The following is a 20,556-nucleotide window of genomic DNA, read 5'->3' as shown; positions in this document are numbered from 1 at the left end:
GACGTGGCTGCCCCGGAGAGGAAGGACGTTCCCAGACCCATGGCGGGTTCCCTGATGTTTGGTTGTGGCTCGATGGCCGTTTAGCCAGGGATTCTCAGGTGGGCGCCGGGGCTTTGGCCCACCCCGTATGGGTGAGGCTGAAACAGCTTGTAAATGCCTTCAGGCGGACGGCGTGAGCTGCTTTTGCCAGTAGCCCACGTCCAGCCAGCGGTCGAACTTGCGGCCCACCTCGGTGAAGTGCGCCACCTTCTGGAAACCCATGGCTTCGTGCAGGCCCACGCTGGCCTCATGAGGCAGGGCGATGCAGGCCAGGGCGACGTGGCAGCCCCCTTGGGCCAGCTCGGCCAGCAGGGCGGTGTAGAGCGCACGGCCCAGGCCCCGGCGGGCGGCATCGTGGTGCAGGTAGACGGTCACCTCGGCCGTGTGGCGGTAGGCGCTGCGCGTTTTCCAGGGGCTGGCGTAGGCATAGCCCTGCACGGCGCCGTTTTCGTTGACGCTGACCAGCCAGGGGTGTTGGCGGGTGAGGGCCTCGATGCGGGCGAGCATGTCGGCATCGCTCAACAGGGTCTCTTCGAAGGTGACGCTGGTGTGCGCGATGTAGTGGTTGTAGATCGCGGCGATCGCGGGCGCGTCGGCCGGGGTGACGGAGCGGATGGGCATGGGTGGGGTGTGACGGAAATCAGGCAGGTGCGCTCAGCGCCGGAACTGGCGGAAGTCTTCCCGGCTGGTGTACCAGGCGGCTGCGAGGCCACCGATCAGGCCGGGCACGCCCATGAAGATCAGCTGGGAGCCCAGTGTGAGCAGCCAGGCGGCGGGTGTCTCGGGCAGGCGGCCGATCAGCAGGGGGGCGAGGGTGGCGACCACCAGGCCGACCCCACCGGAGAGCACGCACCAGGCCCAGGGTGTGAGCCGTGGTCGGCTGGCCGCCACGAGCAGGCCGGTGACGAAGGCCGGCGCCACGCCAAACAGGTAGCTGAAGAGCAGCATGACCGGGACACCTTGCAGCGCCCGGGTCGGGTTGCTGAGCGGGGAGGCGCGGGTGACTTCGCCAACCAGGACGAGGGCGACCCATGGCAGGGCGCCGGCCAGCGGGCCGATCACGGCGAAGCGCAGGCCCGTGGCCGGGGCTTCGCTGAGCCAGTCGTCCAGCCGCTCACCCATGGGGTCGGGCTTGGGCTTTCATCAGGGCGACCAGCTGGTCGAGCGCGGCACCCCAGCCGGCTTCGAAGCCCATGGCCTCGTGCCGGGCCCGGCTGGCGGCATCGGCGTGGCTGGCGGTCGCCTCGTAGCGGGTGCCCTGGCCTTCGGGCGTCAGGCGGATCGTGGCCGTGATGGCAAAGCCTTCGGGTGTGGGGGGCGCAGGCTGGAAGCCGGGCAGCAGGGCGCTGGTCCACACCAGGGTGCGACCGGGTTCGACCACCAGGTAGCAGCCGGCCTGCGCGTGGCGTTCGCCCTCCGGGCCGTGCATCACGGTGTGGAAGCCGCCGCCGGGGCGCAGGTCGATGGTGGTGTCGCTGGTGCGCCAGGGGGCGGGGGTGAACCACTGGTTGACCAGTTCGGGCGTGGTCCAGGCGGCCCAGATGGCCTCGGGCGGGAGGTCCACCACGCGCTCGAAGCGCAGGTCGGTGTCGGCGGAGGTGGGTGCGGTGAGGGGCATGGCGGGCTCCGGATCCGGGAGGGGGTGGCCGAGAGTGTTCCACATCCGACATGTCGGATGCAGACAGATCGGCGATGTCGGATTTGGACAAGTGTGCGTCCGCTCGGCGCAAGGTCGAAGGGGGGTGTCCCAACACAATCATTTCACACCCCTCGCCCCTGCTTTCGAACGGACAGCCCCTCATCATGCAAGGCCAGAACTACTCCCTGTGGAGCCTGCTCAAGCACGGCTTGAAGCACCACAAGACCTGGGAGCCCGCGTGGAATCGCGTGCCCCTCAAGCCCGAATACGACGTCGTCATCGTGGGGGGCGGCGGTCACGGCCTGGCCACCGCCTACTACCTCGCCAAGAACCACCCCGGTGTGGGCCGCATCGCGGTGCTGGAGAAGGGCTACCTGGGCGGTGGCAACACGGCGCGCAACACGACCATCGTGCGTTCCAACTACCTGTGGGACGAAGCCGCCGGCCTCTACGAGCACTCGCTGAAGCTCTGGGAGGGCCTGACCGAGGACCTGAACTTCAACGTGATGTTCAGCCAGCGCGGCGTCTACAACCTGGGGCACACCCTGCAGGACATGCGCGACATCGAGCGCCGCGTGAACGCCAACCACCTGCAAGGCGTGGACGCCCTGGTGCTGACCGCCGCCGAGGTGAAGGAACGCATCCCGCAGCTCGACATCGGCCGCGGCCGCCGCCTGCCGGTGTTGGGCGCGAGCTTCCAGCCGCGCGCCGGCATCGCCCACCACGACGCCGTGGCCCGGGGCTTTGCCCGCGCCGCCAGCCGCCTGGGTGTGGACCTGATCGAAAACTGCGAGGTCACGGGCCTGGACATCGAAGCCGGCCAGATCAAGGGCCTGCAGACCAGCCAGGGTTATGTGAAGGCCGGTCGCGTGGGTTGCGTGGCCGCCGGCCATTCGAGCGTGCTGGCCAGGATGGCGGGCATCCGCCTGCCGCTGGAAAGCCATCCCCTGCAGGCCTTCGTGAGCGAGTCGATGCAGCGCGTGATCGACACGGTGATCATGTCCAACGCCGTGCACGGCTACCTGAGCCAGTCGGACAAGGGTGAGTTCGTGATCGGTGCGGGCATCGACAGCTACCTGGGTTACGGCCAGCGTGGCAGCCCGCACGTGATCGACCACACCGCGGCGGCCATCGTCGAGCTCTTCCCGATGTTCTCGCGCGTGCGCATGAACCGCCAGTGGGGCGGCATCGTGGACGTCTCGCCGGACGCCTGCCCGATCATCAGCAAGACCAAGGTGCAAGGCCTGTACTTCAACTGCGGTTGGGGCACGGGGGGCTTCAAGGCCACGCCGGGTTCGGGTCACGTTTTCGCGCACACCATCGCGAACGACGCCCCGCACCCCATCAACGCGGCCTTCTCGCTGGACCGGTTCACCACCGGCCACCTCATCGACGAGCACGGCGCTGCCGCCGTGGCCCACTGATCCGGATCACCCACCATGTTGCATTTGCATTGCCCCCATTGCGGCGAAACGCGGGACGAAGAAGAGTTCAGCTACGCCGGTGAAGCCTACATCGCACGCCCTGCCCAGCCTGAAGCCGTGGACGACGAAACCTGGGGCGACTACCTCTTCGGTCGCACCAACACCAAGGGCTGGTTCTGGGAACAGTGGCAGCACAGCGCAGGCTGCCGCAAGGTGTTTGCCGTCAAGCGCAACACCGCCACCTACGAGGTCGCCGGCTCCTGGACGCTGGCAGATGGCAAGCCCCTTTTCCTGGCCGACAAGGCCGCTTCCGAACAGCAAGGGGTGAAGGCATGAGCGCCCAACGCATCAAGCTGGCCACGGCCCGCATCGATTCGTCGAAGACGATTTCTTTCAGCTACGACGGCAAGACCTACACCGGCCACCCCGGTGACACCCTGGCTTCGGCCCTGCTGGCCAACGGCGTCAAGCTGGTGGGCCGCAGCTTCAAGTACGGGCGCCCCCGCGGCATCATCGGTGCCGGCGCGGAAGAGCCCAACGCCCTGGTGCAGATGGGCGAAGGCGCCCTGACGGTGCCCAACGTCAAGGCCACGCAGGCCGAACTGTATGCAGGCCTGGTGTCGGCCTCCACGTCGGGCTGGCCGCACCTGAACTTCGACCTGAAGTCGGTGCTGGGCACGGGCTCGCGCTTCATGCCTGCCGGCTTCTACAGCAAGACCTTCAAGTGGCCGCGCAAGCTGTGGCCGGCCTATGAGGCCGTGATCCGCAAGTTCGCGGGCTTTGGCCACGCTCCCACCGAGAACGACCCCGACATCTACGACCACCTGCACCACCATGTGGACGTGGTCGTGGTGGGCGGCGGTGCCGCCGGTCTGCTGGCCGCACAGCAAGCGGGTCTGGCTGGCCTGAAGACCCTGCTGATCGACGAGCAGAACGAGTTCGGCGGCTGGCTGCTGTCCGACCCCACGGCCCAGGTCGATGGCCGCGACAGCGCCGCCTACGTCCGCGCGGTCATGGCCTCGCTGAAGTCCATGCCGCACGTGACCACCCTGAGCCGCACCACGGCCTTCGGTCTGTACGACAACAACCTGGTGCAGGCCGTCGAGCTGATCCAGGACCACCTGCCCGTGGCCCAGCGTTCGCACGAGACCCCGCGCCAGCGCCTGCACAAGATCCACGCCAGGCACGTGGTGCTGGCCACCGGCGCCATCGAGCGCCCCCTGGTCTACGGCAACAACGACCTGCCCGGCGTGATGACCGTTTCGGCCGGCCAGACCTACCTGAACCGCTACGCCGTGCGCGTGGGCGAGCAGGTCCTGATCTGCGGCACCAGCGACCTGATCTATGACGCGGCCCGCGCCCTGGCCGGTGCCGGTGCCCAGGTCACCGTGGCCGACGTGCGCAGCAAGGTCGACCCCCAAGGCCTGCCACCCACGGTGAAGGTGCTCAAGGGCCACGGCATTGCCGAGGTCAAGGGCAAGGGCCGCGTGACCGGCGCCCGCCTGGTCAAGCTGCACCCTGAGCGCGATGAAGTGGCTGGCGCTGGCCCCACCGTCAAGGCCGATGTGGTGCTGTCGTCGGGTGGTCTGTCGCCCACGGTGCACCTGTTCTGCCACGACGGCCGCCGCCCCATCTGGGACGAGTCCTGCGCCGCCTTCGTGGTGCCACGTGAAGGCCGCGAAGGCGTGGCCTGCGTGGGCGCCGTGACCGGTGCCTTCGAGCTGGGCGAGTGCCTGAAGCAGACCACCGTGGCCATGCAGGCCGTGCTGGCCACGCTGGGTCGCCCGGGTCAGCTGGTGGTGCCCACCGTGCCGAAGCGCGCGGGCTCGCCGGCCCGCCCGATGTACCGCCTGCCCGATGGCAAGCCGGAAGGCGAGGGCGCCAAGGCCTTCGTCGACTACCAGAACGACGTGACCGCGGCCGACATCGAGCTGTCGATCCGTGAGAACTGGCAGCACATCGAGCACGTCAAGCGCTTCACGGCGCTGGGCTTTGGCACCGACCAGGGCAAGCTGTCCAACGTCAACGGCTTCATCCTGACGGCGCGTGCGCTCAAGCGCCCGGTCTCGCAGGTCAGCACCACCACCTACCGCCCCGCTTACACCCCGGTGACCCTGGGCGCCCTGGCTGGCACCATGGAGGGCGACACCCTCGAGCCCAGCCGCTACACAGCCTGCCACGCCGCCCACGAAGCGCGCGGTGCAGCGCTGGAGCCTGTGGGCCAGTGGATGCGCCCCTGGTACTTCCCGAAGAAGGGCGAGGACCTGCACGCCGCCGTCAACCGCGAGTGCCTGGCCGCCCGCAACGGCGTGGCCGTGATGGACGCCTCGACCCTGGGCAAGATCCAGATCGACGGCCCGGATGCCCGCGAGTTCCTCAACCGTGTCTACAGCAACGCATGGAGCCAGCTGGCCCCGGGCAAGTGCCGCTACGGCCTGATGCTGGACGAAAACGGCATGGTGATGGACGACGGCGTGACCGCCTGCGTGAACGACACCCAGTTCTACATGACCACCACCACCGGTGGTGCCGCCAAGGTGCTGACCTGGCTGGAGCGCTGGCACCAGACCGAGTGGCCCGAGCTGAAGGTGTGGATGTCGTCGGTGACCGACCACTGGTCGACCGTGGCCCTGGTGGGCCCCAAGGCACGTGCCGTGCTGGCCAAGCTGTGCAAGGACATCGACCTCTCGCCCGAGAACTTCAAGTTCATGGACTGGCGTGCCGGCACCGTGGCAGGCCTGCCCTGCCGCGTTTTCCGCGTCTCCTTCTCGGGTGAACTGAGCTACGAGCTGAACGTGGAGTCGGGCTACGGCCACGAACTGTGGGAGGCCGTGATGGCCGCGGGTGCCGAATTCGACATCACCCCCTACGGCACCGAAACCATGCACGTGCTGCGTGCCGAGAAGGGTTTCATCATCGTGGGTCAGGACACCGATGGTTCGGTCACCCCGATCGACCTGGGCATGTCCTGGGCCGTGTCCATGAAGAAGCCGTTCAGCTTCCTGGGCAAGCGCTCCCTGAGCCGCAGCGACACGGCCAAGCCGGACCGCAAGCAGCTCGTGGGCCTGCTGCCGGTGGACCCGCACACCGTGCTGGCCGAAGGCGCTCAGATTCTGGCCACGCCCGACACCAACCCCGGCGCCAAGATGCTGGGCCACGTGACCTCCAGCTACCACAGCGCCTTCCTGGGCCGCTCCATCGCCATGGCCGTCGTCAAGGGCGGCATGAAGCACCAGGACGCCACCCTCTACGCCTTCGCCGGCGGCAAGGTGACCCCCGTCAAGCTCGCACCGAGCGCCGTCTTCGTCGACCCCAAGGGAGACCGCCAGAATGTCTGACCACACCATCCCCGCTGCCGACCTGGCACGCCTGCGCACCCCGCTGCACGTGTTCAACCTGCCAGCCGAAAGCCGTGCACCGACCGCCAAGGATGGCGTGGTCGTCAGCGAGCTGCCCCACCTGGCCTATGTGATCCTGCGTGGCCAGGCCACGGACGCCGCCTTCATGCAGGGCGTGGCCTCGGTGCTCGGCGCCAGCCTGCCCACCCAGCCCGCCAGCCTGGTGCAGACGCCCGGTGGCGTCGTGCAGTGGGTCTCGCCCGACGAGTGGTGGGTGATCGCCCCCCGCGCCCGCCGCGATGCCTTGGTGGCCAGCCTGAACACCGCGCTGCAAGGCGTGTTCGCCCAGGTGGTGGACAACAGCGGCGGCCACACCGCCATGCGTGTGACGGGCCCCGCCCACATGCTGCTGCTGCGCCACCTCGGCCCGTACGACTTCGAAAGCCTGACCGTGGGCAAGGCCGTCAGCACCGTGATGGCCAAGGCAGTGGTTTCGGTCTGCCGCACCGACGACAAGGGTGTGGTGCTGCTGTTCCGTCGCAGCTTCGCCGACTACTTCTGGCGCCTGCTGCGCCGCACGGCTGCGCCTTACGGCCTGTGCGTGACCCAGCCCGGCACCCATGCCGACCCGGTCTTCACGCCGCTGCTGCCCGCCCAACACTGAGCCCAACGCTGAGTCCGACAGGCCCCGACGGTCTTCCCCTCACACCCACTGATCGCCCCTCATGTCCACCTCTGCCTTCTTCTCCGCCTCCGTGGCCCAGGCCGATCCGGCCATCGCCAACGCCCTGTCTGCCGAACTGCACCGCCAGCAGGACCAGATCGAGCTGATCGCTTCCGAGAACATCGTCTCCAAGGCCGTGCTCGAAGCCCAGGGCAGCGTCTTCACCAACAAGTACGCCGAAGGCTACCCGGGCAAGCGCTACTACGGTGGTTGCGACAACGCCGACGTGGTGGAGCAGCTGGCCATCGACCGCCTGAACCAGCTCTTCGGTTCGCGCTTTGCCAACGTGCAGCCCCACTCCGGCGCCCAGGCCAACACGGCCGTGATGCTGGCCCTGGTGCAACCCGGTGACACGGTGCTGGGCATGTCGCTGTCGGCCGGTGGCCACCTCACCCACGGCGCCAAGCCGGCCCTGTCGGGCAAGTGGTTCAAGGCCGTGCAGTACGGTGTGCGCCGCGAAGACTTCCTGATCGACTACGAAGAAGTCGAGCGCCTGGCCCTGGAGCACAAGCCCAAGCTGATCATCGCGGGCTTCTCGGCCTACCCCCGCGTGATCGATTGGGCTCGCTTCCGCGAGATCGCCGACAAGGTGGGTGCTTACCTGATGGTGGACATGGCCCACGTGGCCGGTCTGGTCGCCACCGGTGTCTACCCCAGCCCGGTGCCCCACGCCCACGTGACCACCTCGACCACGCACAAGACCCTGCGCGGCCCGCGCGGTGGCGTGATCCTCACCAACGACGAAGAGCTGGCCAAGAAGTTCAACTCGGCCGTCTTCCCCGGTGCCCAGGGTGGCCCGCTGATGCACGTGATCGCGGCCAAGGCCGTGGCCTTTGGTGAAGCCCTGCAGCCGGCCTTCAAGGCCTACACCCAGCAGGTCGTGGCCAACAGCCGCGCCCTGGGCGAGGTGCTCAAGGCCGGTGGCCTGGACCTGGTCACCGGTGGCACCGACAACCACCTGCTGCTGGTCGACCTGCGCCCCCTGGGCCTCAAGGGCAACGCCACCGAGGTGGCCCTGGAGCGTGCCGGCATCACCTGCAACAAGAACGGCATCCCCTTTGACGACGAGAAGCCGACGGTCACCTCGGGCATCCGCGTGGGCACGGCCGCCATCACCAGCCGGGGCTTCCTGGAAGAGGACTGCCGCGAAGTGGGCCGCCTCATCCTCGACGTGATGCAGGCCCTGCGCAAGGACCCGGCCGGCGATGCCCGCGTGGAAGCCCTGGTGCGCGAACAGGTCCAGACCCTGACCTCGCGTTTCCCCATCTACGGCTGAGCGCTGAGCCGACCGCACACGGAGCCCCACACCATGAGCAGCAACACCTTGCACGACCAGTCCATCGTCATCGACGGCCTGATCATCGCCAACCTGAACCGCAGCGTCTTTGAAGACATGAAGAAGGGCGGCCTGGCCGCTGCCAACTGCACCGTCTCGGTGTGGGACGACTTCCCCAAGACGGTCGACAACATCGCCCAGCTCAAGCAGCTGATCCGCGACAACAGCGACCTGGTGACCCTGGCCCGCAACACGGCCGACATCGCCCGCGCCAAGGCCGAGGGCAAGACCGGCATCATCCTGGGCTTCCAGAACGCCCATGCTTTCGAAGACAACCTCGGCTACATCGAGGCCTTCCACGACATGGGCGTACGCGTGGTCCAGCTTTGCTACAACACGCAGAACCTCGTGGGCACCGGTTGCTACGAGCGCGACGGCGGCCTGTCGGGCTATGGCCGCGAAGTCATCGCCGAGATGAACCGCGTCGGCATCATGGTCGACCTGTCGCACGTGGGCAGCAAGACCTCGGAAGAAGCCATCCTGGCCTCGACCAAGCCGGTGGCCTACACCCACTGCCTGCCCCTTGGCCTGAAGGACCACCCGCGCAACAAGAGCGATGCCGAACTGAAGTTCATCGCCGACCACGGTGGCTTCATCGGCGTGACCATGTTCTCGCCCTTCCTCAAGCGCGGCAACGAGTCCACCGTGCACGACTACGTCGAAGCCATCGACTACGTCATCAACCTGGTGGGCGAAGACTGCGTGGGCCTGGGCTCCGACTTCACGCAGGGTCATGGCCACGAGTTCTTCGAGATGCTGACGCATGACAAGGGTCGCTGGCGCCGCCTGACCCACTTCGGCAAGGTGGTGAACCCCGAAGGCATCCGCACCATCGGCGACTTCCCCAACCTCACGGCCACGATGCTGCAGTCCGGCTGGTCCGAGTCCCGCATCACCAAGGTGCTGGGCGCCAACTGGATGAAGTTCTTCGGCCAGGTCTGGGGCGAGTGAGCCCCTTTCAAGTCGCCCTCTCCGCATCCCCTCACACCGCAGGCCCCACCATGCAACCCCAACTCCCCATTGACGTGAACGCCGAGACCGGCGTGTGGACCACCGACAGTCTGCCCATGATCTACGTGCCCCGCCACTTCTTCGTGAACAACCACGTGGAAGCCGAGGCCGCCATCGGCAAAGAGACCTATGCCGAAAGCCTCTACAAGGCGGGTTACCGCTCGGCCTACTTCTGGTGCAGCCAGGAGAGCAAGACCCACGGCCTCAAGGGCCTGGCTTGCTATGAGCACTACCTCAAGCGCCTGTCGCAGCGCGGCTGGGGCCTGTTCTCCTTCATCGAGGTGGACGCCGCCACCGGCCACGCCCAGATCCGCCTGGACCACTCCGTCTTCGTGCTGGCCCAGGGCATCGCCGGTGTGCCGGTGAACAAGGACAAGCTCTGCTACCTGTTTGCCGGCTGGTTCTCTGGCGCGATGGACTGGGTGGCCGACGACACCGGCGCCAGCTACCGCACGGTCAGCACGGAGACGCAGTGCGCCGCTGAGTCCGCAGACCATGGTCATGACCACTGCGTGTTCACCGTCTCGCCGCTGCCGGCTGCACAAGCCTGATTCCCAAGCCTGATCTCTCTGCCTGATTCGCCCCCCCTCAAGGCACCCCTCAAGGCCCATCTATGCGCTACCCCCACCTCTTCGAGCCGATCAAGCTCAACCAGCTCACCCTTCGCAACCGCATCGTCAGCACCGCCCACGCGGAGGTGTATGCCGAAGGCGGGGTGCCCGGTGAACGCTACATCCGTTACTACGAAGAGAAGGCCAAGGGCGGCGTGGGCCTGGCCATCTGCGGGGGGTCCAGCCCGGTTTCGAAGGACAGCCCCTGGTCCTGGTGGAGCTCGGTGAACCTGTCGAACGACAAGGTCATCGAACCCCTGAACCGCCTGGCCTCGACCATGCACAAGCATGGCGCGAAGATCATGATCCAGGCCACGCACATGGGCCGCCGCAATGCCTGGCATGGCGAGAACTGGCCGCACCTGGTCAGCCCCTCGGGCATCCGTGAGCCGGTGCACCGCGGCAACGCCAAGACCATCGAGATCGAAGAGATCCACCGCATCATTGCCGACTACGCCAAGGCCGCGCGCCGCGTGAAGGAGTCGGGCATGGACGGCATCGAGGTCTCGGCCGCCCACCAGCAGCTGATCGACCAGTTCTGGAGCCCGCGCGTCAACCACCGCACCGACGAATGGGGTGGCAGCCTGGAGAACCGCCTGCGCTTTGGCAAGGAAGTGCTGGAGGCCATCCGCGCCGAGGTGGGCCGCGACTTCTGTGTCGGCCTGCGCATGTGCGGTGACGAGTTCCACGAAGACGGCATCTCGCACGAGCACGCCAAGGAAATCGCCCAGGCCATGAGCGAGACCGGCCTGATCGACTTTCTGAGCGTGGTGGGCTCGGGTGCCGACACCCACAACACCCTGGTCAACTGCATGCCCCCGATGGCCCTGCCGCCGGAGCCCTTTGTGCACCTCGCTGCCGGCATCAAGTCGGTGTCGAAGGTGCCGGTCATGCACGCCCAGAGCATCCGCGACGCCTCGCAGGCCGAGCGCATCCTCTCGACCGGCATGGTCGACATGGTCGGCATGACCCGCGCCCAGATCGCCGACCCGCACATGGTCATCAAGATCCGCGATGGCCGCGAAGACGAGATCAAGCAGTGCGTGGGCGCCAACTACTGCATCGACCGCCAGTACAACGGCCTGGACGTGCTGTGCGTGCAGAACGCCGCCACCAGCCGCGAAGAGACCATGCCCCATGTGATCACGCCCACCACCGGGCCGAAGCGCAAGGTGGTGGTGGTCGGCGCCGGCCCTGCGGGCCTGGAAGCCGCCCGCGTGGCCGCCGAGCGGGGCCACGACGTGGTGCTGTTTGAGAAGAACACGGCCGTGGGTGGCCAGGTCAACCTGGCGTCCAAGGCACCGAAGCGCGAGCAGATGGCCGGCATCATCCGCTGGTTCGACATGGAGACCCAGCGCCTGGGCATCGACCGCCGTCTGGGTGTGGCCGCCGACGCCAGCATGATCATGGACGAGCGCCCCGACATCGTGGTGCTGGCCACCGGTGGCCTGCCCAACACCGACCAGGTCGAAGCCTGGGGTGAGCGCGATGGCCTGATCGTGAGCGGCTGGGACATCCTCTCGGGCGCCGTGGCCCCGAAGGACAACGTGCTGGTCTACGACGGCATCAGCACGCATGCCGGTTCGGGCGTGGCCCACTACATCGCAGACCGCGGCAAGCTGGTCGAGATCGTCACGCCCGACGTGAAGGTGGCCGACGACGTGGGCGGCACCACCTTCCCGATCTTCTACCGCCAGATGTACGCCCAGGGCGTCATCCAGACCCCCAACACCTGGCTGGACAAGGTCTACCGCGAAGGCGACAAGCTGATCGCCGTGCTGCGCAACGAGTACACCGAGGCGCTGGAAGAGCGTGCGGTCGACCAGGTCGTGGTCGAGAACGGCATCAAGCCAAACGACGCGCTGTACTGGGAGCTCAAGGGCCGCTCGGTCAACAAGGGCCAGATCGACATCGACGCGCTCTTCGCCTCGCAGGCCCAGCCCGTGCTGAGCCAGCCGAAACAGCCCGGCGAATTCATGCTCTTCCGTGTGGGTGACTGCATTTCCATGCACAACATCCACGCCGCCATCTTCGACGCCCTGCGTCTGTGCAAGGACTTCTGATCATGGGACTGCCTCAACTGGTCAGCCTCGTGTTCTGGGCCGCCGTGCTGGCACTCGGTCTGGGCATGGCCCGCCGTGTCAGCCTCTGGCGCCAGGGGCAGGCTGCGAACGTCAACTGGCTCGGCCTGCTGGCCGTGCCCAAGCGCTACTTTGTCGACCTGCACGACGTGGTGGCCCGCGAGCCCTTCGTGGCCCGCGCCCACGTGGCCACCGCCGGTGGTGGCCTGGCCGCCCTGGCCCTGGTCGGCCTGAACTACGGCCTGGGCCTGTACAGCCGCGTGCTGGACGTGGCCCTGCTGCTGGCCGGCCTGGCCATGCTGGGTGGCGCCGCTGCCATGGCCCACCGCCGCCGCAACGCGCCGGAGCGCCTGTCCAAAGGCCCCTGGCAGCGCCTGCCCTACAGCCTGATGGCCTTCGCCGCTGCCGTCATCGCCATCGCCCTGGTCGGCCCCGAACTGGCTTCCTGGCTGGCGGCTCTGGTGGTGCTGGCCTTTGCGGCCGGTGCCGCCGAACTGGCCCTGGGCATTGGCCTGGGTGGCCCGATGAAGCACGCCGTGGCCGGCCTGATCCACCTGGGTCTGCATCCCCGTCCTGAGCGCTTCACCCAAGGCAAGACCGGCCCCAACGCCGCCAGCGCCCTCAAGCTGCTGGACCTGCCCCAGCCTGCCGCGCCGCAGGCGGCCAGTGCCGCCGGCGTGGCCAGGAAGGCCCGCGTCATCCCCATCCAGGCGGAGAAACCGCTGGGCGTGACCAAACCGGCCGACTTTGCCTGGAACCGCCTGCTTTCTTTCGATGCCTGCGTGCAGTGCGGCAAGTGCGAGGCCGCCTGCCCGGCCAAGGCCGCTGGTCAGCCGCTCAATCCCAAGAAGCTGATCCAGGACATGGTCGTGGGCATGGCAGGTGGCACCGATGCCGCCTATGCCGGCACCCCTTACCCCGGCAAGCCCGTGGGACAGCATGGCGGTGCGGCCGACCAGCCCATCGTCAGCGGTCTGGTCGATGCCGAGACACTGTGGTCCTGCACCACCTGCCGCGCCTGCGTGCAGGCCTGCCCGATGCTGATCGAGCATGTCGACACCGTGGTCGACATCCGCCGCGGCCTGACGCTGAACGACGGCGTCGTCCCCAACAAGGGCGCCGAGGCCCTGAGCAACCTGCGCGAAACCGACACCATCGGTGGCCACCCGCTGGCGGCCCGCGCGCACTGGGCCGTGGACCTGAACGTGCCCCTGCTGCAGGCCGGCGAATCGACCGACTGGCTGCTGCTGGTGGGCGAGGGCGGCTTCGACATGCGCTACCAGCGCACCCTGCGTGCCCTGGTCAAGACCCTGCACAAGGCGGGCCTGAAGGTCGCCCTGCTGGGGGCCGACGAGACCGACTGCGGCGACCTGGCCCGCCGCCTGGGCGACGAAGCCGGCTTCCAGCGACTGGCTCACCAGTTGATCGCCACGCTCAAGACCCGCCATTTCAAGCACATCCTGACGGCGGACCCGCACGTGTTGCACACCGTGAAGAACGAGTACCCCGCCCTGGGCGCGAGCTTCGACGTGTGGCACCACACCCAGCTGCTCTCGGAACTGCTGGCCAACGGCAAGCTCAAGGCCGCACCCGGTCAGACCCTGCCCACCGTGACCTACCACGACCCCTGCTACCTGGGCCGCTACAGCCGCGAGACCATGGCCCCGCGCATGGCGCTCAAGGGCATCGGCATCAAGGTGGTCGAGATGGCCCGCCATGCCGAAGCCGCCCGCTGCTGTGGCGGTGGTGGTGGCGCGCCCTACACCGACATCCCCGGTGAGACCCGCATCCCCGACATCCGCATGCAGGATGCCCGTGACACGGGTGCCGCCATCGTCGCGGTGGCCTGCCCGCAGTGCACGGCCATGCTGGAAGGCGTGGTGGGCCCAGGCCCCGAGGTGCTGGACATCGCCGAACTCGTGGCCCGTGCCGTGGAGGCCGCATGAACAACGCACTGAGCCCCCGCCCGCCGCGCATCGACCCGCGTCGTCCGGTCGTCATCACCCCTGCCGGCCTGCGCCGCATCGTGCTGGGCAGCAGCGAAGGCGAGCGCCTTGCCAGCCGCCTGGGCACGCACGAAGCGGCCAAGCAGGCCCGCAGCGTCGGCCCCTTCAGCCGCTGTGTGCTGGTCGTGGCGCATGCCGAACGCGGCACGCTTGACGAACACGCCCGCCAGGTCGTGGCCGCCGCAGCCATCCTGGCGGCGCCCGACACCGAAGTGGTGCTGGCCACCCTCGGCGCCTGTGCGGACGACGCCAGCGCCCTGGGCGCCGACCGCCTGCTGGTGCAGGCCGAAGGTGGTCGTGACCAGTCCACGCCGGTGGCCGCGGCCGCCTGGCTGCAGGCCCTGTGCGCCCAACTCCAGCCCACCACGCTTTACTTGCCCGACCGCGATGCCGACGGCGACCTGGGGCGTCGCCATGCGGTGGCTCAGGGCCTGAGCCTCGCCGCTGGCGTGGTTGAAATCCAGTCCGGCCAGCTGCGTGCCCGTGCACAGGCCCGCCTTGATGCCCTGTGCGACAGCGCCCAGGTGGTGCTGCTGGCACCCGGTGCCGCCAAGACCGACCTGCCTTTCATCGGTCTGGGCCAACCTTGGAGCACCGAGGCGCCCGCCTGGCCAGTGGCCACGGCCAGCGCCTTCCGGGATCTGGGCGTGCAGGCCGGTGACGCCCGCACGGTGGCCCTGGAAGAAGCCGACTTCATCCTCTCGGCGGGCAACGGCGTGACCGATCTGGCCCTGTTCAATCAGCTGGCCGAAGCCCTGGGCGCGGCCACCGGTGCCTCGCGGGTGGCCGTCGACGATGGTCGCTTCCCGCGGGCCAAGCAGATTGGCGCCACGGGCAAGACCGTGAAGGCCACGACCTACATGGCCGTGGGCATCTCAGGCGCCGTGCAGCACCTGCAGGGCATCAAGGCCTGCCGCCATGTCATCGCCGTCAACACCGATCCGGCGGCGGCGATTGCCAAGCGCGCCGATCTGGTGGCCGTGGACGATGGCGCCGCCGTGATGCGCGAGCTGCTCACCCTCATCCAGCAACACCAGGCCAAGAAGAAGGTCACCGCATGAGCTTCATCACCGTGCTCGTGGGCCAACGCCCACACCCCGTCAGTGGCCGCCTGGGCCCCGCCCAGGGCGATGCCGTGGCCCTGGGCCTGGCCTTGTCCCTGGTGGGCCCAAAGAATGTGCGCGTGCTCAGTGCTGGTGCACTGGACGACACCGTCGCCCGCGCCTACCTGGCTCAAGGGGCCGATGCCATCGAGGTTCTGCCCCTGCGTGCGGGCGAAGACGCCACCGTGGTGCTGGCCCGCGCCATCGCCGACCGGCAGGCGGGGCCGCAGGACCTGGTCTTCACCGGCTTGCGCGCCGAAGGCGGCCTGGCTCAAGGCACCTTGCCTTATGCCCTGGCCCGCCACTTGCGTTACCCCGTCATGACCGACGTGGTGGGGCTGCAGGCCGAAGGCGTCGCCTGGCGCCTGACCCAGGCGCTGCCCAAGGGCGCGCGCAGACAGTGGCAACTGGCCGAGCCTGCCGTGCTCGCCATCCACCCCGCCACGCCCGTCACGCTGCGCCACGCCTACGCCGCCCAGCTGAGCGGTCAGGTGCTGCACCACCCGGTTTCGGCCCCGGCCGCATCCGACCTGCAGGCCGCAGCCGGGGCCCTCACCGAACCCGCCTGGCGCTTCGTGCCCACCGCCCGCCGTCTCGCGGTGCTCGAAGCCAAACGGGCGCAGAGCGGCCACAGCCGCATGCTCGGGGCCATTGGCTCCGACGGCGCGGCCAAGGCCGTTGTTCTGCAAAGCGGTAGCGCCCGCGACAAAGCGCAAGCGATCTTTGAGTACCTCCAATCCCACGCCCTGGTCAATTTCTGAACGCGAGACCTGTCATGTCCACTGCACCCAACGCCATGCTCAACGAGTTGCTCGAACGCCGCCGCCCCGGCTACAGCCTGGAAGCGCCCTTCTACCTGAGCGACACGGTCTTCCAGGCCGACGTCGAGCGGGTCTTCGGCCAGCACTGGATCTTTGCGGCCGTCGAGCCGCAGCTGCCCGAGCCGGGCGACTACATCACCGTCGAAGTGGGCCGCAAGTCCATCATCATCGCCCGCGATGACGACGGCGAAGTCCAGGCCTTCCACAACGTCTGCCGCCACCGCGGTTCGCGCCTGTGTGCCTCGCACAAGGGCGTGGTCGGCAACCTCGTGTGCCCCTACCACCAGTGGACCTACGACCTCAAGGGTGCGCTGATCCATGTCGAACACATGGGCACCGAGTTCGACAAGGGCAAGCACGGCCTGAAGAAGGTGCATGTGCGCAGCCTTGAAGGCCTGATCTTCATCTGCCTGGCCGACGAGCCGCCGGCCGACATCGACGACATGGTCGCCCAGATGACGCCCTACATCGCCCCGCACCGCCTCAAGGATTGCAAGGTTGCGGCCCAGGTCGACATCATCGAGAAGGGCAACTGGAAGCTCGTGATGGAGAACAACCGCGAGTGCTACCACTGCGTGGGCAACCACCCCGAGCTGACCCTGTCGCTGTACGAATACGGCTTCGGCTACCAGCCCAGCCCCAGCAATGCCGAAGGCATGCAGCGTTTCCGCGACATCCTGGCCGAAAGCCACAAGCGCTGGGAAGCCATGGGCCTGCCGTCTGCCGAGATCGAAACGCTGGACACCCGTGTCACGGGCTTCCGCACCCAGCGCCTGCCGCTGGACCGCGCCGGCCAGTCGCAGACCATGACGGCCGAGGTCGCCAGCAAGAAGCTGCTGGGTGACATCACCGACCCGGCCATCGGCGGCCTGTCCTTCTGGACGCAGCCTAACTCCTGGCACCACTTCATGAGCGACCACATCGTCAGCTTCTCGGTCATGCCCATCGGCCCCGACCAGACCCTGGTGCGCACCACCTGGTGCGTGCGCAAGGACGCCGTGGAAGGCGTGGACTACGACGTGGCCAACCTGACCAAGGTCTGGAACGCCACCAACGAGCAGGATCGCCGCCTGGTCGAAGAGTCGCAGATCGGTGTCGCCTCCGGCGCCTACGAGCCGGGCCCGTATTCGCCTTACACCGAAGAACTGGTCGAGAAGTTCGCCAACTGGTACGTGGGCCGCATGCGCGCCCACACCCCGGCCTGACGCTTCCCCGAGGCCCTCGTCCCACCCCTCACCGCCTCACCCCTCCAAGGAAGCCCCATGAACACCGTGCCCGCCTGGTCCAGCGAGACCGACGACACCCTGGTGTGCGTCCAGGTCCGCCAAGAGACCCACGACGTCAAGACCTTTGTGTTCAACACGCCTGCGCCCCGTCGCTTTGCCTACCTGCCTGGTCAGTTCCTCACACTGAGCCTGCCGATCGGTCAGGGTGGCGAAGCCGTGCTGCGCTGCTACACGCTCTCGTCCAGCCCCACGCGGCCCGATCGCATCGCGATCACGGTCAAGCGGGTGCCGGGCGGCCCCGTCTCCAACTGGTTGCACGACAACCTGAAGGTGGGCGACAGCGTCAGTGCCATGGGGCCGGCGGGTGAGTTCACCTGCTTCCAGGATCAGGATGGGGTGGCTCAGGCGGTGAGCCTCTCGGCCGAGGCCAAGGTGCCGGCCTACCTGTTCATCTCGGGCGGCAGCGGCATCACGCCGCTGATGTCGATGGCGCGCGCGCTGGTCGATCAGGCCGCCGAGGCCGACATCGTTTTCGTGCACGCCGCCCGCACACCGGCCGACGTGGTCTTTGCCGAAGAGCTGACCCTGCTGGCGCGCAACCACCCGCGTCTGCGCCTGGCCATCGTCTGCGAGAGCGCCGGCAGCACGCCGACCTACGCCGGCTACACCGGGCGCCTCGATGCCGGTCTGCTGCCCCACATCGCACCGGACTTCGCCCAGCGCGACGTCTACACCTGCGGTCCCGCCCCGTTCATGGGCGCGGTGCGCACCATGCTGGCCCAGGCCGGTCACCCGCCGGCCCGCTACCGCGAGGAAAGCTTCAGCTTCGAAAGCCTGGCCCCCGAGGCCGGCCCGGCAGCGTCGGCCCCTCCCGCGGGCGAAGCCGCTCCGGCGGCCTTCCGCATCAGCCTGAGCGTGCGCGGTGACCAGTTCGATTGCCAACCGGGCCAGTCACTTCTGGCCGCGGCCGGTGCCGCGGGCGTGCGCCTGCCGGCTTCGTGCAGCAATGGCCTGTGCGGCACCTGCAAGACGAAAAAGGTGTCGGGCGAGGTCGAGATGGCGCACAAGGGCGGCATCCGGCAGCGGGAAGTCGACCAGGGCTGGATCCTGCCTTGCTGCAGCAAACCGCTCAGCGACGTGGTACTCGAGCGCTGAGCCGTCTGTATTTTCTTTCAATATGCCCGCACCATGTTGAAGCCAGATTTTCCAGCACTGTGAAACATGGCCAAAACTGGTGCAGTGCAGGCCGGTTCTGATTAAAAAAACACCATACCGATCAAGGTAGGAAAACCCTCATCCATATATTCTGAATCAAGGGCAAGATACCCGTTTCAGGATGATGGCACGCGAATTGCAAACCAAGCTGAGTCAAATTGAGCTCAGTTCACAGGAGGCCTCATGTCCACGGCCAAGATTCAAATCAAGAACCTGTACAAGATTTTCAGCGATCGCCCGCAGGAAGCCTTGCGTTTGCTCAAAGAAGGGCACAGCAAGGACGAGGTTTTCGCCAAAACCGGTCTCGTCACCGGCGTCAACAACGTCAGTTTTGACGTGAACGCAGGCGAGATATTCGTGCTGATGGGCCTGTCGGGCTCCGGAAAATCGACCCTGATTCGCCTGATCAACCGGCTGGTCGAACCTTCTGCGGGTTCCATCCTGGTCGATGGCGAAGACCTGGCCAAACTCCCGCATGCCGAGCTGGTGAAATGGCGCCGTCGCCGCATCGCCATGGTGTTTCAATCGTTTGCCCTGATGCCGCACCGCACCGTGCTGGAGAATGCCGCATTCGGTCTGGAAGTCGCCGGCAGCCAGAAGGGCTGGCGCGAAGACAAGACCATGCACGTGCTGGAGCAGGTTGGCCTGAAGGCCTACGCCAAGAAGTACCCGCGTCAGCTCTCGGGCGGCATGCAGCAGCGTGTGGGCCTGGCCCGCGCCCTGGCGGTCGACCCCGACATCCTGCTGATGGACGAGGCTTTCTCGGCCCTCGACCCGCTCAAGCGCACCGAGATGCAGGACCTGATGCTGGAGCTGCAACGCGGCCAGCAGCGCACCATCTTCTTCGTCTCGCACGACCTGGAAGAGGCCCTGCGCATCGGCAGCCGCATCGCCATCATGGAAGGCGGCACCCTGGTGCAGGAAGGCACCCCGCACGAAATCATCACCAACCCGGCCAACGATTACGTGCGCAAGTTCTTCAAGGGCGTGGACACCTCGCGCTACCTGACCGCCGCCGACCTGGTCGACAGCGGCTACGACAAGGCCCAGCTCAACGGCGGCCCCCGCATGCCCTGGACCACCACCCTGCCCGAAGCCATGCGCCATGTGCTGGGCCAAGACCAACCTGTGGGCGTCGTCGACGACGCCAACCAGCTGCTGGGCTGCATCACCGCCAAGAGCCTGCTGGTCAAGATCGCCGAAGGAGCCCGCCATGCTTGAGATCCTCACCGACGCCCTCGCGCACCCGAAAGACATCCTTCCCCTGGGCAAGTGGGTCAACGCCGGCGTGCAGTACCTGCTGGACAATGGCTCCGAGGTCTTCGATGCCATCGGTGCCGTGGTCGCCACCTTCGCCGAGGGCGTGGAAATCGGCCTGATGGCCATCCCCGCCTGGCTGATGATCGCCGGGGCCATGGCCCTGGGCGTGTGGCGCCTGGGCTGGAAGTTCGGCGTCTTCGTGCTGGCCGCGCTCATGCTGATCGTGGTCACGGGCTTCTGGGAGCAGACCATCGTGACGCTGTCGCTGACGCTCTCGGCGACCGTCATCAGCCTGATCCTGGGCGTGCCCCTGGGCATCTGGTGCGCCCGCAACGACACGGTCAACGCCACCGTGCGCCCGGTGCTGGACTTCATGCAGACCATGCCGGCCTTCGTCTACCTGATCCCGGCGGCGATGGTCTTTGGTCTGGGCCGCGTGCCCGGGATCATGGCCACCGTCATCTTCGCCATGCCGCCCGTGGTGCGCCTGACCAGCCTGGGCATCCGCCAGGTCAACAACGAACAGGTGGAGGCCGGCAACGCCTTCGGTTGCTCGGGCCCGCAGCTGCTCTTCAAGGTGCAGCTGCCCATCGCCCTGCCGACCATCATGGCCGGTGTGAACCAGACCATCATGATGGCCCTGTCGATGGTGATCATCGCCTCCATGGTGGGCGCCGGTGGCCTGGGCAATGACGTGCTGGCCAGCATCCAGCGCCTGGACG

Annotated in this window: 18 protein-coding genes; 15 read left to right on the top strand and 3 right to left on the bottom strand. The window is 67.6% G+C overall.

From position 1 onward, the window contains the following. Window positions 1-159: 159 nt before the first annotated feature. From QZ994_RS11005 to QZ994_RS10995, 3 genes are read right to left on the bottom strand one after another with little or no spacing between them, the layout of a single operon-like run. Window positions 160-660 (bottom strand): arsinothricin resistance N-acetyltransferase ArsN1 family B, encoded by a 501-nt coding sequence (locus QZ994_RS11005; RefSeq protein ID WP_290871481.1) that lies wholly within the window; start codon window positions 658-660, stop codon window positions 160-162. Between the two features lie 33 nt (window positions 661-693). Then, window positions 694-1,161, bottom strand: coding sequence for a hypothetical protein (locus tag QZ994_RS11000; protein ID WP_290871480.1), 468 nt, complete (start codon window positions 1,159-1,161; stop codon window positions 694-696). Continuing rightward, window positions 1,154-1,657: an SRPBCC family protein gene (locus QZ994_RS10995; RefSeq protein WP_290871479.1), complete on the bottom strand. Its 504-nt coding sequence runs from the start codon at window positions 1,655-1,657 to the stop codon at window positions 1,154-1,156. Before QZ994_RS10995 ends, QZ994_RS11000 begins: the two co-directional genes overlap by 8 nt. Window positions 1,658-1,842: 185 nt before the next feature. On the opposite strand from QZ994_RS10995, the gene QZ994_RS10990 reads away from it, so the two are divergent. The 15 genes from QZ994_RS10990 to QZ994_RS10920 all read left to right on the top strand — a co-directional run. Further along, on the top strand, window positions 1,843-3,102 hold the full coding sequence (locus tag QZ994_RS10990; RefSeq protein ID WP_290871478.1) for a sarcosine oxidase subunit beta family protein: 1,260 nt from the start codon (window positions 1,843-1,845) through the stop codon (window positions 3,100-3,102). Between the two features lie 15 nt (window positions 3,103-3,117). Beyond that, window positions 3,118-3,438 carry a sarcosine oxidase subunit delta gene (locus QZ994_RS10985; protein ID WP_290871477.1) on the top strand — a complete coding sequence of 107 codons (321 nt, stop codon included), beginning with the start codon at window positions 3,118-3,120 and terminating at the stop codon, window positions 3,436-3,438. Continuing rightward, window positions 3,435-6,440: a sarcosine oxidase subunit alpha family protein gene (locus tag QZ994_RS10980; protein ID WP_290871476.1), complete on the top strand. Its 3,006-nt coding sequence runs from the start codon at window positions 3,435-3,437 to the stop codon at window positions 6,438-6,440. Before QZ994_RS10985 ends, QZ994_RS10980 begins: the two co-directional genes overlap by 4 nt. Beyond that, complete coding sequence (locus tag QZ994_RS10975) at window positions 6,433-7,104, top strand: sarcosine oxidase subunit gamma (RefSeq protein ID WP_290871475.1); 672 nt, start codon at window positions 6,433-6,435, stop codon at window positions 7,102-7,104. The genes QZ994_RS10980 and QZ994_RS10975 overlap by 8 nt, the downstream gene beginning before the upstream one ends. 61 nt (window positions 7,105-7,165) lie before the next feature. Continuing rightward, window positions 7,166-8,440 carry a serine hydroxymethyltransferase gene (gene glyA, locus QZ994_RS10970; protein ID WP_290871474.1) on the top strand — a complete coding sequence of 425 codons (1,275 nt, stop codon included), beginning with the start codon at window positions 7,166-7,168 and terminating at the stop codon, window positions 8,438-8,440. A gap of 33 nt (window positions 8,441-8,473) precedes the next feature. Further along, window positions 8,474-9,451 (top strand): dipeptidase, encoded by a 978-nt coding sequence (locus tag QZ994_RS10965; RefSeq protein ID WP_290871473.1) that lies wholly within the window; start codon window positions 8,474-8,476, stop codon window positions 9,449-9,451. 50 nt (window positions 9,452-9,501) lie between these two features. After that, entirely contained in the window at window positions 9,502-10,062 is a 561-nt protein-coding gene (locus tag QZ994_RS10960; RefSeq protein ID WP_290871472.1) for a DUF5943 domain-containing protein, read from the top strand. 62 nt (window positions 10,063-10,124) lie between these two features. Next, window positions 10,125-12,185, top strand: a complete 2,061-nt coding sequence (locus QZ994_RS10955) for an NADH:flavin oxidoreductase (protein ID WP_290871471.1) — start codon at window positions 10,125-10,127, stop codon at window positions 12,183-12,185. Window positions 12,186-12,187: 2 nt separating this feature from the next. Next, on the top strand, window positions 12,188-14,149 hold the full coding sequence (locus QZ994_RS10950) for a DUF3483 domain-containing protein (protein WP_290871470.1): 1,962 nt from the start codon (window positions 12,188-12,190) through the stop codon (window positions 14,147-14,149). Beyond that, window positions 14,146-15,270 (top strand): electron transfer flavoprotein subunit alpha/FixB family protein, encoded by a 1,125-nt coding sequence (locus QZ994_RS10945; protein ID WP_290871469.1) that lies wholly within the window; start codon window positions 14,146-14,148, stop codon window positions 15,268-15,270. Before QZ994_RS10950 ends, QZ994_RS10945 begins: the two co-directional genes overlap by 4 nt. After that, complete coding sequence (locus QZ994_RS10940; RefSeq protein ID WP_290871468.1) at window positions 15,267-16,073, top strand: hypothetical protein; 807 nt, start codon at window positions 15,267-15,269, stop codon at window positions 16,071-16,073. Before QZ994_RS10945 ends, QZ994_RS10940 begins: the two co-directional genes overlap by 4 nt. Window positions 16,074-16,087: 14 nt before the next feature. Continuing rightward, window positions 16,088-17,338: an aromatic ring-hydroxylating dioxygenase subunit alpha gene (locus QZ994_RS10935; RefSeq protein ID WP_290871467.1), complete on the top strand. Its 1,251-nt coding sequence runs from the start codon at window positions 16,088-16,090 to the stop codon at window positions 17,336-17,338. Window positions 17,339-17,395: 57 nt separating this feature from the next. Beyond that, window positions 17,396-18,514, top strand: a complete 1,119-nt coding sequence (locus QZ994_RS10930) for a hybrid-cluster NAD(P)-dependent oxidoreductase (RefSeq protein ID WP_290871466.1) — start codon at window positions 17,396-17,398, stop codon at window positions 18,512-18,514. 243 nt (window positions 18,515-18,757) lie between these two features. Beyond that, complete coding sequence (locus QZ994_RS10925; protein ID WP_367172290.1) at window positions 18,758-19,795, top strand: glycine betaine/L-proline ABC transporter ATP-binding protein; 1,038 nt, start codon at window positions 18,758-18,760, stop codon at window positions 19,793-19,795. Beyond that, window positions 19,788-20,556 (top strand): proline/glycine betaine ABC transporter permease (locus QZ994_RS10920; protein ID WP_290871465.1); only part of this gene is annotated, 769 nt, incomplete at its 3' end. The genes QZ994_RS10925 and QZ994_RS10920, both read left to right, overlap by 8 nt.

Origin of the sequence: Aquabacterium sp., from assembly GCF_021768455.1 — a bacterium.
In the GTDB taxonomy this organism is placed as follows: Bacteria; Pseudomonadota; Gammaproteobacteria; order Burkholderiales; family Burkholderiaceae_C; genus Aquabacterium.
This window is presented reverse-complemented; position numbering and strand designations above follow the sequence as displayed.